A 13,673-nucleotide genomic window follows, 5' to 3' on the forward strand; every position below is an offset into this window, starting at 1 on the left:
CCGGACCTCCTCCCCCATCAGGCGTGGCCCAGGCGGCGAGCGGCTTCGCGGGCCGCGTCCTCCCCCCAGACCTGCGCGGCAACGGCCAGGGCCGCGTGCAGGGCCGGCAGGCCACCGGGCGTGGTGGTCAGGGAACCGTCGGTGGCGACCTCGCCGGGGCGCACCTCGTCCGGGGCGTACCCCCAGAGCGTGTCGGTGAGGTCGGCGGGGCCACCGACCACCCGGCCCCTGAGGGTGCCCGCGTCGCCCAGCAGCAGCAGGCCGCTGCCGCTCGCGCCGGTGGGGAGGGCCGCGTGGCGGGTCAGGAAGGCCCGCAGGAGGGGATCACGCGCAGCCTTCTGGGCACCGGGGCCGCCCGGCAGGAGCAGCGCGGCGGGTTCGGGGAGCGCCGCGTACAGCACGTGCGGGGTACTCACCAGCCCTCCGGCGGTCACGATGCTGGCCCGCGAGCGGTTTACCGTGCGGGTCGCGCCCTCGCCCCCGCACAGGCGGCACACGGCGACCATAATGCCCAGTTCCAGTTCGCTGACGCCCGCATAGACGGGAAGAGCGACGACGGGACCTTCCTGAACGTCGGGCGAGGCGGTCATGGCCGGAGAGGTTGAACGCGGTACACGCGGCGTGTGTCCGGCGGGCCGACCTCGCCGCGTTCGAGCAGCCGGGTGATCACGTCGTCCGGCAGGCGCTCGATCCGTATCAGGTAGGCGCGCAGGGTGCCGGCACTGTCGAAGCGGCGGGGATGGGGATCGTCCGCCACCCGCAGGTCCAGCCACGCAATCCCGGTGGCCGCCGCGCCGCTCATAGTTCGCGCAGGTCCTCCCAGAGCTGCCAGCCGACCCCGGGGGGTGTGGCGTCCAGCAGGGGGTTGAGGGCCTGGCTGGCGGCATCGGCATCGGCGTGCAGGGCGTCGCCCCCGGGTTTGTCGTCGTACACGCGCAGGACCGTGAACTGGTAAAAGGTCTGCCCGGCGGTCGGCTCGCCGTTCTCGAAAAACGCGAAGGGTGGATTGACCCCGTCCCACAGCACGTGGGCCTCGTCGAGTTCGTGGGGCAGATAGTTTTCCAGGTCCACGTCGGCATCCCTGGGGTGCCACAGGTAGCCCTGGAGCAGGCGCACGGCGGCGCGGCCTCCCGCGTCACCGTGGTCGTCAGTGGTACTCATCGTTCCGCAGCATACCTGCTCCGGGCAGGTGGGGCAGCAGGTGGGACAGGCGCATGAGGGACCGTTCAAGGCCCGGGCTGGGGGTAAGCTCAGGGCCGGGGGCGTGGCCTCCGCCTGCGGATCAGACGCAGGGCGAACAGGAATGCTACGACCAGGACCGCCACCAGCGGGGGCGTATGGTCCTTTTTCACACCCCACCAGTAATGCAGCACGCCCAGAGAGGCGGCCACATACACGAGCTGGTGCAGGCGCTGCCACTTCGGGAAGCCCAGGCGGCGCACCGCGTCCCGCGTGCTCGTCAGGGCCAGCGGCAGCAGCAGCAGCAGCGCCGCGAAGCCCACGGTCACGAAGGGCCGCTTCACCACGTCCTCCAGCACCACGCCGGGCGTAAAGGCGTGGTCGAACAGGTAGATCAGAAAGTGCAGCGCCGCGTAACCGAAGGCCAGCAGGCCCAGCGCCTTGCGGATGCGGGCGGGCCAGGTCCAGCCGGTCAGTCGGCGCAGCGGCGTGCAGGCCAGCGAGAGGATCAGCAGCGTCAGCGCCAGCAGCCCGGTTTGCAGCGTGGCCCGCTGCACGGGGTTGGCACCCAGCGCGCCGGTCAGGGCATCGAGCAGCAGCACGCCCGCCGGCAGCAGGCCGCCCACCACGACGCCGGGGGCCAGCCACGGCAGCGGGGGGGCGGCGCGGCGGGGCACACGGCGCGGAAGGGCGGGGGCGGCCAGTTCCCCTCCATTCCGGCCCTGCGCGGACAGCCTCCGAACATCCTTCATCCTGCCCCACCCCTCATCTTTCCCGGCCTCCTCCGGCCCGGCGCGTCCCCTTCAAAAGAAGCGGCGCAGGTCCATCCCCTTGTAAAGGTGCGCCACCTGCTCGGCGTACCCGTTGAAGGGCAGGGTGGGCCGGCGGCGCAGCTCCCCGATGCGGCGCTCGGTGGCCTGGCTCCAGCGGGGGTGCGGCACCGCCGGGTTCACGTTGGCGTAAAAGCCGTACTCGTCCGGCGCCGCCAGCGCCCAGGTGGTCCGGGGCTGCTTCTGCGTCAGCGTGATGCGAACGACCGATTTGATGCTCTTGAAGCCGTACTTCCAGGGCACGACCAGCCGCAGCGGCGCGCCGTTCTGGCCGGGCAGGACGCGCCCCTGGAGGCCGACCGCCATGAAGGTGAGGGGGTGCAGGGCCTCGTCCAGCCGCAGCCCTTCCACATAGGGCCAGTCGAGGACATTGCCGCGCTGGCCGGGAAACTGCTTGGGGTCGTGCAGCGCGGTGAACTGCACATACTTCGCCTTGCTGTTCGGTTCGATGCGCCGCAGCAGCGCGGCCAGCGGAAAGCCCAGCCAGGGCATCACCATCGACCAGCCCTCCACGCAGCGCATCCGGTAGATGCGGTCTTCGAGCGGGAACCACGACTGGAGGGTGTCGATATCCACCCGCACGGGTTTTTTCACCTCGCCGTCGATCAGGACCGTCCAGGGGCGGGGCTTGAGGCTCCCGGCGAGGCGGGCGGGATCATCCTTGCCGGTGCCGAACTCGTAGAAGTTATTGTAGGTGGTGGCCTGCGCGTAGGGCGTCACCGCTTCCGAGGTGTCGTAGGGGCCGAGGGGCCGGCGGGCCTGGGCCAGCGGCTCACCAGGCGCGGCCTCGGCAGCGGCACCGGGGCGGCGGGTCAGCGCTTCCAGGCCGCCGCCCAGCAGGGCGACCGTACCGGTAAAGAGGGCCGCATTCCTGATGAACTCCCGGCGGGGGCGCACCGGCGCTTGGGGGTCAGTTTCGGCCTTCTCGGGAAGGTCGGGGGGCATTCCAGTCATGGGGTTCTCCTTGGGGGGAGCGGGGGACAGGGTGGGCGCGCCATGGGTGGCACCGCTGGTCCTCGTCTCCCCACCTGGATATATGCCACCCGGAGGGTTTTGGTTCATGGCCCGGTCACGGTTGCCTGGTCCCTGGTTCCACGGCCGTCTCCAGCAGGCCCAGGGCGTCGCGGACCCGGAACGTTCCCGCCTCCCAGCCGGGATGCAGCGCCCGCAGGACGGCTCCCGGCTGGGGATGCCGCTGTTCCAGGGCACGGCCCGCCTCGCGCCAGACGCCGGACCGGAAGGGGGCGAGGGCCGGGTCGGCCAGGGCGTCGCGCAGCCAACGCAGGGTGTGTGCGCCGTCGAGGATGGTGGCGCGCGCCTCCAGCGCCAGCAGTTGCGCGCCCAGGCCGGGGTCCGCGCCGGAAGTGCCGGGCAGACCCGCCTGTACCCGGCGGATCAGGGCGTGCGCGCGGTTGATCTCGGCCAGGGCCGCGCCGTCCTGACCAGCCCGCAGCCGCGCCTCGGCGGACAGGGCGCGGGCCTGCGCCTCGGCATAGGGGTGATCGGTCATGGCGAGGGCGCGGGCCGTGTAGTCCAGCGCTGCCTGCGGATCGGGGTCGGCCAGCGCCCGGCTGAGCTGTAGATCGAAGGCCAGGACCTCCTCGCGGTCGCTGGGGGCGGGCGGGTGGGCCAGGTGCGCGTCCAGCAGCGCCCGCGCATGGACGAGGTCGGGGTGGTCGCGGCGGGCGCCCGCGAAGGGCTGGAGGTACGGCAGGCCCAGGCCGCGCGTCAGGTACGCCAGCGCCACCCGGTAGTGTGTGCGGCGCGTGCGGTATTCCGCCTCCGCGCGGCGGGGGCCGGGCCGGGCGAGCAGGTGCAGGGCGCAGGCCGCGTCCGCGAGCGCCGCGTCGGGCCGCCCCAGGGCCAGCAGAATCGGCACCCCCTCGCTGAGCAGGCGGGCACGCAGCACCGCGTCGTCGCGGCCGCCCCTTCCCTCCCCTTCCGGCAGCAGGGCGAGCGAGCGGTGCAGGAACGCGCGGCCCTCGGCCGGACGGCCCAGGCGGCGCAGGGCGGTCGCGGCGCGGGCCAGCGCGCGGGCGCGTTCCTCGGCGCTGCCCCCGGCCGCTTCCAGGCGTTCGGCGGCCCCCGTGAGGGCCGTCAGCGCGGCCTGCGGCTGCCCCAGGCGCAGGCGCAGGTCTCCTTCCTGATACAGCGCGCGGGCGGAGAGCAGTGGGCTGGTCGCGGGGACCAGATGCAGGTGCCGCAGCGCCTCGGGCCAGCCGCCCGCGTCCTTGGCGATCAGGCCGCGCCACAGGTGCGCGCGCGGGCCGCCGTGGGCCGTGCGCGGGTCGGTGGCCGCGCGGGTGGCCGCGTCCAGGTCGCCGCGCCAGCGGGCCAGCGCCGCCTGCACCAGCAGCGCGTCGGCCTGCGCCGCCACCGTCCAGGCGTCCGGCGCACCCGCCAGCACGGCGGCGAGTTCGGGGTGGGCGAGCTGCGCGGCAGCGGCCCCGAAGTTCCCGGCGTCCACGCTGCTCTCCGCGAGTTTAACCCGCGCCCAGCCCCGCGCCGCCGGATTCGGGGATTCCAGCAGCGTGAACAGGGCGTCGCGGGCACGCGGTTCGTCGTACTCGCCGCGTCCGGCGTGGTGGGCGGCGACGGCGCGGGCCAGCGCCTCGCGGACCTCTCCCCGCGCGCCCGCCCGGACCTGGGGCCACAGCGGCGGAAGGAACTGGGCGTCGTCGGGCTGGGCGGCGACGTGCGCGGCCAGGGCGCTCCACTCGCGCAGGGCCGCCAGGGCCGCCAGCCGGGCCGGGGCGAGGTCGGGCACGAACGGCGCGGAGAGCAGGCGGCGCAGCGCGGCTTCCCGTTCCCGGGCCGGAACCTGGGGCAGCGCCGCCCGCAGGGCCGGGACAGGGGTCCAGGCAGAGCCGTTTTCCCGCAGCAGCGCGCGCGCATGGGGGGGCAACGCCCGGGCAGAGGTGCCGAGCGCGGCCGCCAGCGCCGCGTCCGGGACGTTCCCAGCCTCCCCGGCGGGCAGGGCCGCGAGGGCTGCCGCCAGCCGCCGCACGTCCAGGTCGGCCAGCAACCGCTCCGGGGCCGCGCCGTCCGGCCCGCTCCCAGCCAGCAGCGTCAGGCGGTCGAGGTGGCGGCCCGTCTCGCGCACCAGCGCGTCGGCCCGGTCGCGGGTCACGCCCAGGCGGGCCATCAGGTAGGCGCGGGCCTCGGCGGGGGTGGGGGGCCGCAGTTCGATGACCTCAGCCAGCCCGTCCGGCACCTCCGCCGTGTCCTCCAGGGCCAGCAGCACGGCCACACCGGGCGGGGCGCGGCGCAGCAGGGCCTCGGCGGCCCAGGCAGCGGCGGGCGCGGGCGCACCGTCCGGCCAGCGGGGCGGCTCCCCACCGAAGTTCAGGTCCGCCGTCACGCGCGCGAGCAGCACGCCGGGCGGCGCGGGAAAGGCACGCCTGGCCGCGTCCGCCTGCGCCTGCGCCCCCTCCGCGAAGGAGCGGCCCGCCGGGGCCAGCGCCAGCGCCGCGCCCGCGTCACCGCTCAGGTTCAGCCGCCGGACGTCCGGCACGCCCAGGCCCGGCAGGGCGCGTTCCAGATGGTCGATCAGGACGGTCTTGCCCGCTCCGGCGCGGCCCGTCACGATCAGCCGGGGCGCCCGGCCCGCCCGGAGGCCCGCCAGGAACTGCTTGTACGCGCGTTTCTTGCTGCGGCCCAGCAGTTCCAGCTCGTCGGGAAGGGGGGCCGGGGGCGGCGTGACGGCGGCGACCAGAGGTCGGCCCGCCTCCCGCGCGAGGTCCGCGAGGATGGCGCGCAAGACCGCCTTATCGGCGGGCCTCCCCACGTCCCGGTACACGATGTTGCGGACCGAGGCGGGGTTGGCGTGCCGGGCGCGCATCTCGGCCTCCAGCCAGCGCAGGCTGCCGCGCACGCCGCGTCCGCCCTCCGGCGTGGGGGGCAGGTGCGCGCGCAGATCGGCCAGGATGCCTTTCCAGTCCAAGGTGAGCCGAGGCTACCACTCCCGGTCCCCGAGATTGAACCCGGTGCAACAAGGGAAGGTCCAGCACGTGTCTGACGACCCCGTCAGACTTTCCAGCCCGGCCTGTGTATACTCGGTCCAGTTTTCGACAATTCCCAGGCATACCCACGCCCTTCCCAGGAGGAACCCATGCGCCCAGCCCCTCTTCGTTCGACTCTCGTGACCCTGGCCCTCGCCGTTGCCGTGACCGCCGTTGCCCAGAGCCAGCAGGCGGCCCAGTCCCTGTATGACCAGGGCAAATGGCAGGAAGCCGCCACCGCCGCCGCCGCCCTGAACACCAGCGCGGGCTTCGCCCTGGCCGCCGAGGCCACCACCGCCGGCGCGGGCCTCAGCGCCGACGCGCAGAAAAAGCCCCTGTTCGAGAAGGCGCAGGGCTACGCCCGGCAGGCCATCGCGCTCGACAAGAACAACGCCGACGCCTACTTCGAGCTGGCGCGCGCGCAGGGCCGCCTGGCGCAGTACAGCGGGATTCTGAACAGCCTGAACCTCGCCGGGGACATGAAGAAGAATCTCGACCAGGCCATCCGTCTGCGGCCCAACATGGCCGGGGCCTACGTCGCCCTGGGCCTGTGGCACGCCAACCTGGTGAGCAAGGGCGGGGCCGCCACCTTCCTGACGGGCGCGAAGAAGGCCCAGATCGTCCCCAACTTCGAGAAGGCCATCGCCCTGGAACCGAACGTGGCCGTCCACCGCATCGAGTACGCCAACGCCCTGCTCCTCCAGGGCAACAAGGCCGGGGCCGCCGCCCAGCTTCAGAAGGCGGTCAGCCTGCCCGCCGACACCTTCTGGGAAAAGCGCGACCTGGAGGCAGCGAAGGCGCAACTGGCCAAGTTGCAGTAAAGCGGCCGGCTTCCCGTCCCCCGCACAACGACATGCCCCAGCCTTTGCCGGGGCATCTTCTTTTGCTGGATGTGCTGGAAGCCGACCGCTACCCGTTCAGCAGCGTCACCGCCCCCGGCAGCACCTCCACCCGGACCCCGGTCACCTGTCCGGCGAGGTCGCCGTCGAGGTGCAGGTATGTGGGGCGTGCCCAGGTCACGGTCGCCGTCCGGCCTGCGACGTGGAAGACGCGCGGCTGCCCGAGGTGGCGGCCCGGCAGGACGCGGCCCATCAGGGCCAGGAGTTGCGCGCGGGTGACGGGGCCGCTCGCCAGGGCATTGAGCTGCCCGTCGCGCACGTCGGACGCGGGGCTGATGTGAAAGCCGCCGCCGTAGCGTGTGCCGTTCATCACGGCGGTCAGGCAACTCGGCCCGGCATACAGGACCTGCCCGTCCACCTCCACCATGACGGGCGTGAGGGTCAGCCCGCGCAGCGCCGCGAGGGCCGCCCAGGCGTAGCGCCCGAAGCCCGACAGCCGGGCCGGGGCACGCAGGGTCAGGGCCGTCACCTGGGCATCGAAACCCAGGCCCAGGCCGTTGAGCAGCAGGTGCGAGGTCCCGGCCCCGTCTCCTCCCAGAACCGTGGCCCGCAGGGCGTCCACCCGCCGGGGGGCAAAGGCGAGGCGGCCCAGAGCCGAGGCAAAATCCCCGGCCTTCAGCCCCAGCATGCCCGCGAAATCGTTCCCGCTTCCCAGCGGCACGATGCCCAGCGGCCTTCCCGTGCCCACGAGGGCAGGCAGGAGCGCCCCCACCGTGCCGTCTCCCCCGACCGCCAGCACCGCCACCTCCGCCGGAAGCGCCTGCACGCGGGCCAGGGCCGCCTCCCCGCCGGGTTCACTGATCAGCTCGAAGGGGAGGCGGCGGGCACGCAGTTCCGCTTCCAGCCGGGGCCACTCGCGCCGGGCCAGCCCGCGCCCGGCCGCCGGGTTCAGGACGACGGCGTAAGGTCGCGGGGAAGGGGGCGGCCCGGAAAGGGACGGGGCGGCTGAAGTCGAGGCGGAAGGTGCAGCGGTCACGTGGGGTTCAGGATACGGTGTCGGCCGGGGCCGTGGCCCTCTCCGCGCCGCCGTCCGCCGGGGACCAGTCCGCCGGCTTCTCCGCCAGGCCGAAGAACCAGGCGATGGCCTGGGCGATGCGCCCGGACGCCTGCCCGTCGCCGTAGGGGTTGCGGGCGGCGCGCATCCGGGCGAGCGGCTCTGCGTCGCTCAGCAGACCGCCCAGGACGGCGCGCAGCTGGGCCGGGTCGTTTCCGGCGAGGGTCAGCACGCCCGCCTCCACGCCCTCGGGCCGCTCGGTCACGTTGCGCAGCACCGCCACCGGCACGCCCAGCGCTGCGCCTTCCTCCTGCAAGCCGCCGGAGTCGGTGGCGAGCAGGGCCGAGGCGGCCATCAGGGGAGCCATCTGCGCGTAGTCGAGCGGCTCGGTCAGCTCGAAGTTGGGAAGCTGCCCCAGGGCCGGGCGCACCGCCTCCTGCACGGCGGGGTTCAGGTGAACGGGATAGACGAAATGTGTACCGGGGTGGGCGCGGGCCACGTCCGCCAGGGCTTCGGCCATCTCGGCCATCCCTGGCAGGTTCTCGCGGCGGTGCATGGTGACCGTCACCAGGCGTTGCCCGGCGTCCAGCCGCGCCTGCCACTCGGGCCGCAGCGGCACCCGTCCAGCCACCTCGCGCACCGCGTCCACGGCGGTCTGTCCGGTCACGAAGAGGCCCTCTTCGGGTTTGCCCTCGCGCCGCAGGTTCGCGCGGCTGCCGGGGGTCGGCGCGAAGTCGAGGTCGCTCAGCACGCCCGTCAGGCGGCGGTTGGCCTCCTCGGGGAAGGGTTCCCGCATATTCCCGCTGCGCAGCCCCGCCTCGACGTGCCCCACCGGGATGCCCTCGTAAAAGGCGCTCAGGGCCACGCAGAACGAGGTGGTGGTGTCGCCGTGGACCAGCACCATGTCGGCCCCCATCTCGCGCAGCTTGCGGCCCGCCTGCGGCACGATGCGCCCGGTCAGCTCCGCGAGGGTTTGCCGGTTGGTCATCACGTTCAGGTCCTCGTCGGGGGTCAGGCCGAAGACGGCCAGCGCCTCGTCGAGCATCTGGCGCTGCTGCCCGGTCGAGAGAATCAGCGGCGTCAGCCCCGGTTGTGCCTGAAGCGCCGCGTAGACAGGGGCCATCTTGGTCGCCTCGGGCCGCGTGCCGAAGGCGAGAACAATGCGTTTGGGGTGGGAAGGGCGGGCGGGGTCGCTCATCGCGGTCACGCTATCAAAGTGCCCATGCCCGGAAGAGCGGGGAGGCCCGGACCTGCCTGGCCCCACCTCCCCACGGCGCAGGGCACGCCTTCTCAGCGGCCCTGTTCAGCGGCCCTGTTCCGGCGTGGCGGCCAGGGTTTCCCGGTCCAGCGCCCGCACCCGGCGGTAGGCCACGAACCACAGGCACAGCAGCACGGCCACCACCGTCGCCCCGATCGCGGGCAGCGGCACGCCCTGCGCCAGCATCCCCACCACGCCGCAGACCAGCGCCACGCCCCACAGGATCACGGCGGTGCGCCGGGCGGAGGCGGTGCGGGCCAGCACCCGGTGGTGGATGTGGGTCTTGTCGGGGTGCCCGAGGGGATTGCGGATGCCGCGCGCCAGCCGCCCGATCACGACCTGGGTGGTGTCGAGAATGGGCAGCGCCATCACCAGCAGGGGCACCAGCAGGCTGGCCCCGGCACTGACCTTGAGGGTCCCCAGCAGGCTCACGGCGGCCAGGGTGTAGCCAAACAGGTAAGCCCCCGCGTCCCCCATGAAGATGCGGCTGGGATTGAAGTTATGCCTCAGGTAGCCCAGCGCGGCCCCCGCCAGTCCTGCCAGCAGCACCACCACCGCCGCCCGGTCGGGGAACTGGGCAGCGGTGACCAGCAGCACCATGCTCGCCACGAAGCCCACGCCACCCACCACGCCGTCCACGCCGTCCATCAGGTTCACGGCGTTGGTGAGGCCCACCACCCACACGACCGTCAGCAGGACGCTGAGGGGACCGTTCACAGCCGCGGGCAGCACCGGCAGAAAGGGAACGGCGTTGAAGTCGATCTTCAGCCCGTTCACGATCAGCAGTACGGCCGCGAGTACCTGCACCAGCAGCCGGAAGGCCGGGGACAGCTCGTACTGGTCGTCGATGAACCCCACCAGCACCAGCACCGACGCGCCCAGCAAGATCGCCAGCACTTGAATGTTCACCTGCTCGATCACGATGGGCCGCAGCGCCCAGGCGGCCACCACACTCACCAGGAAGCCCGCGAAGATCGCCAGGCCGCCCGCGTTGGCGATGGGTTCCTTGTTGAGCCGCCGGGCATTGGGCATGTCCGCCCACCCGACCTTGATGGCGAACGCCCGCACCCGTGGAATGAACCGCCAGGTAAACACCCACGCCGTCAGGAACGTGAGCAGCACGCTGAGAAAACCGCGCCCGAACAGGTCCGCGATACCGAATTGCGCCGCCAGCGCCTTGAGGGACTCCATAAGCTGACCGGAGTCTAAAGGCTGAAGGCGGGGAACGGGCGTCCGGCGAAAGGTGGACGCCCCGGTGCCTCCCCGTTCCCGCGCCGCTACTTGGTCCCGTAGATGCGGTCGCCCGCGTCCCCCAGGCCCGGCACGATGTAGCCGTGGTCGTTCAGGCGCTCGTCGACGGCGGCGACCACGATGTCCACGTCGGGGTGGTCGCGCTCGATGACGGCGACACCTTCCGGGGCGGCGAGGATGGACATCAGCTTGATGCTCTGTGCGCCCGCCGCCTTCAGGGAGGCGATGGCGGCGCTGGCGCTCCCGCCGGTGGCGAGCATCGGGTCGGTGAGGAACACGCGGCGCTCGGCGATGTCGGCGGGGAGCTTGTTGTAGTAGGCGACCGGCTGGAGCGTGCCGGGGTCGCGGTACAGGCCGATATGCCCCACCTTGGCGGCGGGCACCAGATTCACGATGGCGTCCGTCATGATCAGCCCCGCGCGCAGAATGGCGACCAGCGCCAGCTTCTTGCCGCTCAGCATCGGAAAGTCGCCCTCCTGGATGGGCGTTTGCAGGCGGGTGGGTTCGAGTTCCAGGTCGCGCATCGCCTCGTAGGCGAGCAGCATGGAGACCTCGGCGGCGAGTTCGCGGAACTCCTTGACGCCCGTGGTGACGTCGCGCATCAGGGAGAGCTTGTGTTGCACGAGGGGGTGGGTGACGATGGTGATCATGGCCCCACCATACTGCGGGCTGTATGTCCTGATGGTGGTACGCTGTTGCTCCCACAAGCCATCTCTTGCCACTCAGAAGACACGAGAGAAGCTGATGTCCAGATTTACTGACGAAGAGTTGACGTACTTGGATATCTCCTGGTTACTGGTCGATGTCAATGACGAAATTGCCATCCTCACCACCGGAGGCACAGGATATATTCCCAGGACATCTTTCGTGGACAAAGAGGAGTTCGATATACTCTACACTTATGTGGACGATCTTCCGATAATGACCGGGGCCGCCTCCGGTATTGATGTGGAGATACTTCTTGCAAACCACCGTTACACAGCTCATGAAGAAGACCTCATCCTGGCAGAAAAAGGGCTGTATGTCTTTGATGCTATGACGCATCTAACATACAATCCAAAACAGTATGCACTTGTCGCCTACCCATGCGAGCCTCTCAAACTTGGCGATGTAGACGCACGCATAGCGCCCTTGTTGAAAGCGATGAGACACACGGGGGTCAAGCTGTCACGCTCGTCACGTATCGATTTGTCCGAACTGTAGGGCCACCTTCTCAGGAGAGGTGTCACCGAATAAGAGGCTGTGCAGCTTCTTGAGTTACGGCCCATACCTGCAACGGAGGGCACTACCCCGGCAGCCGCGCCAGCACATGCCGGGCACGCGGCAACTTCAGGCGCCTTTGCCGGTCGAACTCGTAGGGTTCGTTCATCAGGAACCAGTACAGGTCGTGCAGGTAGGTGTGGGCCAGGTAGGCCCGCAGCCGCGTGAGGGTCGTGGGCGCGTGGTCGGGCAGGAAGGTCAGGGCCGCGTCCAGGCTGGCGTCCAGGCCCAGCAGGTCGAGCGTGCCGGTCTTCAGCAGGGCGATGTCACGCAGGGGGTCGTCCCAGCCCGCCTTGGTCCAGTCGATCACCAGCACCTCGCCGCCGGGTTCGATCAGGATGTTGTCGTGCCACAGGTCGAGGTGACAGAACGCGGCGGGCTGGTCGAGCAGGCCCCGTTCCAGCGGCACCTCCACCGCGTCAAACAGGTCTTCGAGGGGATAGGCGGCCAGCGCACTGCGGAAGCGTTTCAGGCGCTCACGCACCCGCTTCAGGTCCACGCAGCCTTCCCGCTCGCGGTGCAGCGCCCCCAGAATCCCGCGCAGGCGGGGCAGGGCGGCGGGAATGTCGGCGGCGTGCAGGGGCCGCCCCGGAAAGCGGCGCAGGACCAGCGCCTCGACGCCGTCGGCCTCGACGGTATCGACCACCCAGCCGCCCAGATCGGCGCGGCGCATGTTCTGCGCCTCCAGGCGGTGTTCGCCCTGCTGGTTGCGGTACACCTTCACGACCACGTCGCCGCCGGGCGCGGCGTAGACCCGGCTCTGCATGCCCGTATCCATCGGCGTCAGGGCACCGAAGCGGGCTTCCAGCACGGGAAAACGGTGGGATGGCGGGCCGCCCGGAATCACCTGCGCATCATAGCGGGGAGAAGGGCAGGGGAAGACGGGCGCGGGACGCGGGCAAAAAGGGTCCCGCCGCCCGCGCCCCCCGCACCGCCTCTCCCCTAGCCGCTCTGGGAGAGCTTTTCCAGCAGGCCCACCAGCCGGGGATCGAGGCTCTGGCCCGCCTGCGCCTTCAGGCGTTGCGGGTCCCCCAGGCGCACGGAGGCGTTGGCGACGGCCAGAATGCGGGCATACAGCGGGATATCCTCACCGACCAGCCGGTCGGGGTCGCCCTGGCCGTCCCAGCGCTCGTGGTGGTGGCGGATGGCTTTTTGCGCCTGGGCGAGGTGCGGCACGCCGTGCAGGAAGTTCGCGCCCACCTGGGCATGCCCGGCCTCGTCGTGGAGCTTGCCGATGTCGTGCAGCATCGCGGCGTACCACAATTCTTCGAGTTCACGCTCGACCAGCCCCACCGCGCGGCCCAGCCGCATGGCCGTGTCCGCGACGGCCTGCCCGTGCCCCAGCGCGTCGAACTCGCGGCTCTCGACCGCCTCGACCAGGGCCGAGGTGATCTGCCGGGCGGTCTGCCGCCAGTCGTCGCGCGAGTCGAGCAGGCCCAGCAGCGGCGCGGCGGCCGTGCCCCAGCGGGTGACGGCCTCCTGCTGCGTGGGCGTGACCCCCTCCGGCGAGGTGCGGTCCAGCACCAGCGCCCCCAGGTTGCGGCCCCGGTCGCTGAGCGGCACCACCAGCGTCAGCGGCACGTCGCGCATCCCGGCCTGATCGAGCAGCGCCCCCACCTCCGGCGGGTTCAGCTCATACAGTTCGCGGCTCCCGCCGGGCAGGAGGCGGGGGCGCATGCTGGCCCAGGGGCCACTGAGAACCGTCCCGATCAGCGACTTGGGATAGCCGAAGACCGCCGCCACCCGGTCCTGGCCCCGGCGCAGCACGGCGTACCCCTGCGCCTGCCCACCCAGCAGCGTGACGGCGTGCGCCAGGGCACCCTCCAACATGCCTTCCATGCTGGGACGCGCCAGCAGATCGGCCAGGACGCGGGTCGCGTCGGGAGCCTCGGCCGGCGGCAGGGCACCGGACTTGTGGGGGTCTGGCCCGGGCGCTGGCGCGGGCTGCGGACGGGAGCGTCGGAACACGTTCCGCTCAGTATACCCGCGCTACCCTGCACG

General features: G+C 71.8%; 14 protein-coding genes. 2 read left to right on the top strand and 12 right to left on the bottom strand.

The window, feature by feature from the left end:
* Nucleotides 1-17: 17 nt before the first annotated feature.
* The 6 genes from DEIPH_RS09830 to DEIPH_RS09855 form a co-directional block, all read right to left on the bottom strand.
* Nucleotides 18-590: a type 1 glutamine amidotransferase family protein gene (locus DEIPH_RS09830; RefSeq protein WP_034357469.1), complete on the bottom strand. Its 573-nt coding sequence runs from the start codon at nucleotides 588-590 to the stop codon at nucleotides 18-20.
* On the bottom strand, nucleotides 587-802 hold the full coding sequence (locus DEIPH_RS09835) for a hypothetical protein (protein WP_034357471.1): 216 nt from the start codon (nucleotides 800-802) through the stop codon (nucleotides 587-589). Before DEIPH_RS09835 ends, DEIPH_RS09830 begins: the two co-directional genes overlap by 4 nt.
* Entirely contained in the window at nucleotides 799-1,161 is a 363-nt protein-coding gene (locus DEIPH_RS09840; protein WP_034357472.1) for a DUF3208 domain-containing protein, read from the bottom strand. Before DEIPH_RS09840 ends, DEIPH_RS09835 begins: the two co-directional genes overlap by 4 nt.
* Nucleotides 1,162-1,250: 89 nt before the next feature.
* Nucleotides 1,251-1,931, bottom strand: a complete 681-nt coding sequence (locus DEIPH_RS09845; protein WP_081790865.1) for a protein-methionine-sulfoxide reductase heme-binding subunit MsrQ — start codon at nucleotides 1,929-1,931, stop codon at nucleotides 1,251-1,253.
* Nucleotides 1,932-1,982: 51 nt separating this feature from the next.
* Complete coding sequence (msrP, locus tag DEIPH_RS09850) at nucleotides 1,983-2,954, bottom strand: protein-methionine-sulfoxide reductase catalytic subunit MsrP (protein ID WP_235183219.1); 972 nt, start codon at nucleotides 2,952-2,954, stop codon at nucleotides 1,983-1,985.
* Nucleotides 2,955-3,078: 124 nt separating this feature from the next.
* Nucleotides 3,079-5,952 carry a hypothetical protein gene (locus tag DEIPH_RS09855; protein WP_034357475.1) on the bottom strand — a complete coding sequence of 958 codons (2,874 nt, stop codon included), beginning with the start codon at nucleotides 5,950-5,952 and terminating at the stop codon, nucleotides 3,079-3,081.
* A 168-nt stretch (nucleotides 5,953-6,120) separates the two neighbouring features.
* On the opposite strand from DEIPH_RS09855, the gene DEIPH_RS09860 reads away from it, so the two are divergent.
* A complete protein-coding gene (locus DEIPH_RS09860) occupies nucleotides 6,121-6,831 on the top strand; it encodes a tetratricopeptide repeat protein (RefSeq protein ID WP_034357478.1) in 711 nt (236 codons plus the stop codon).
* A gap of 88 nt (nucleotides 6,832-6,919) precedes the next feature.
* Here the strand turns inward: DEIPH_RS09860 and DEIPH_RS09865 are convergent, their stop codons facing one another.
* From DEIPH_RS09865 to upp, 4 genes are all read right to left on the bottom strand, one after another.
* Complete coding sequence (locus tag DEIPH_RS09865; protein ID WP_051517296.1) at nucleotides 6,920-7,801, bottom strand: diacylglycerol/lipid kinase family protein; 882 nt, start codon at nucleotides 7,799-7,801, stop codon at nucleotides 6,920-6,922.
* 91 nt (nucleotides 7,802-7,892) lie between these two features.
* A complete protein-coding gene (wecB, locus tag DEIPH_RS09870; protein ID WP_051517290.1) occupies nucleotides 7,893-9,101 on the bottom strand; it encodes a non-hydrolyzing UDP-N-acetylglucosamine 2-epimerase in 1,209 nt (402 codons plus the stop codon).
* Between the two features lie 105 nt (nucleotides 9,102-9,206).
* Entirely contained in the window at nucleotides 9,207-10,352 is a 1,146-nt protein-coding gene (locus tag DEIPH_RS09875; protein WP_034357480.1) for an MraY family glycosyltransferase, read from the bottom strand.
* 86 nt (nucleotides 10,353-10,438) lie between these two features.
* Nucleotides 10,439-11,062: a uracil phosphoribosyltransferase gene (upp, locus tag DEIPH_RS09880; protein WP_034357482.1), complete on the bottom strand. Its 624-nt coding sequence runs from the start codon at nucleotides 11,060-11,062 to the stop codon at nucleotides 10,439-10,441.
* Between upp and DEIPH_RS19810 the strand changes: the two genes are divergently transcribed.
* A complete protein-coding gene (locus DEIPH_RS19810) occupies nucleotides 11,046-11,615 on the top strand; it encodes a hypothetical protein (RefSeq protein WP_152544884.1) in 570 nt (189 codons plus the stop codon). The genes upp and DEIPH_RS19810 overlap by 17 nt on opposite strands.
* Nucleotides 11,616-11,697: 82 nt before the next feature.
* Here DEIPH_RS19810 and DEIPH_RS09885 read toward each other — a convergent pair whose 3' ends face one another.
* Together DEIPH_RS09885 and DEIPH_RS09890 are read right to left on the bottom strand one after the other, a co-directional pair.
* Nucleotides 11,698-12,450: a phosphotransferase gene (locus tag DEIPH_RS09885; protein WP_152544892.1), complete on the bottom strand. Its 753-nt coding sequence runs from the start codon at nucleotides 12,448-12,450 to the stop codon at nucleotides 11,698-11,700.
* Between the two features lie 164 nt (nucleotides 12,451-12,614).
* The gene (locus DEIPH_RS09890; RefSeq protein ID WP_034357485.1) at nucleotides 12,615-13,640 is read right to left on the bottom strand and encodes an HD-GYP domain-containing protein; all 1,026 of its coding nucleotides are present in this window, start codon (nucleotides 13,638-13,640) and stop codon (nucleotides 12,615-12,617) included.
* Nucleotides 13,641-13,673 lie beyond the last annotated feature (33 nt).

The sequence above is a fragment of the Deinococcus phoenicis genome, from assembly GCF_000599865.1.
GTDB classification, from domain to species: domain Bacteria; phylum Deinococcota; class Deinococci; order Deinococcales; family Deinococcaceae; genus Deinococcus; species Deinococcus phoenicis.

Excerpts from the sequence above, each read along its gene's own strand:
- DEIPH_RS09845 (WP_081790865.1), bottom strand. The coding sequence starts at position 1,931 with ATGAAGGATGTTCGGAGGCTGTCCGCGCAGGGCCGGAATGGAGGGGAA.
- DEIPH_RS09840 (WP_034357472.1), bottom strand. The coding sequence starts at position 1,161 with ATGAGTACCACTGACGACCACGGTGACGCGGGAGGCCGCGCCGCCGTG.
- DEIPH_RS09860 (WP_034357478.1), top strand. The coding sequence starts at position 6,121 with ATGCGCCCAGCCCCTCTTCGTTCGACTCTCGTGACCCTGGCCCTCGCC.
- DEIPH_RS09885 (WP_152544892.1), bottom strand. The coding sequence starts at position 12,450 with ATGGATACGGGCATGCAGAGCCGGGTCTACGCCGCGCCCGGCGGCGAC.
- DEIPH_RS09835 (WP_034357471.1), bottom strand. The coding sequence starts at position 802 with ATGAGCGGCGCGGCGGCCACCGGGATTGCGTGGCTGGACCTGCGGGTG.
- msrP (WP_235183219.1), bottom strand. The coding sequence starts at position 2,954 with ATGCCCCCCGACCTTCCCGAGAAGGCCGAAACTGACCCCCAAGCGCCG.
- DEIPH_RS09875 (WP_034357480.1), bottom strand. The coding sequence starts at position 10,352 with ATGGAGTCCCTCAAGGCGCTGGCGGCGCAATTCGGTATCGCGGACCTG.
- wecB (WP_051517290.1), bottom strand. The coding sequence starts at position 9,101 with ATGAGCGACCCCGCCCGCCCTTCCCACCCCAAACGCATTGTTCTCGCC.
- upp (WP_034357482.1), bottom strand. The coding sequence starts at position 11,062 with ATGATCACCATCGTCACCCACCCCCTCGTGCAACACAAGCTCTCCCTG.
- DEIPH_RS09830 (WP_034357469.1), bottom strand. The coding sequence starts at position 590 with ATGACCGCCTCGCCCGACGTTCAGGAAGGTCCCGTCGTCGCTCTTCCC.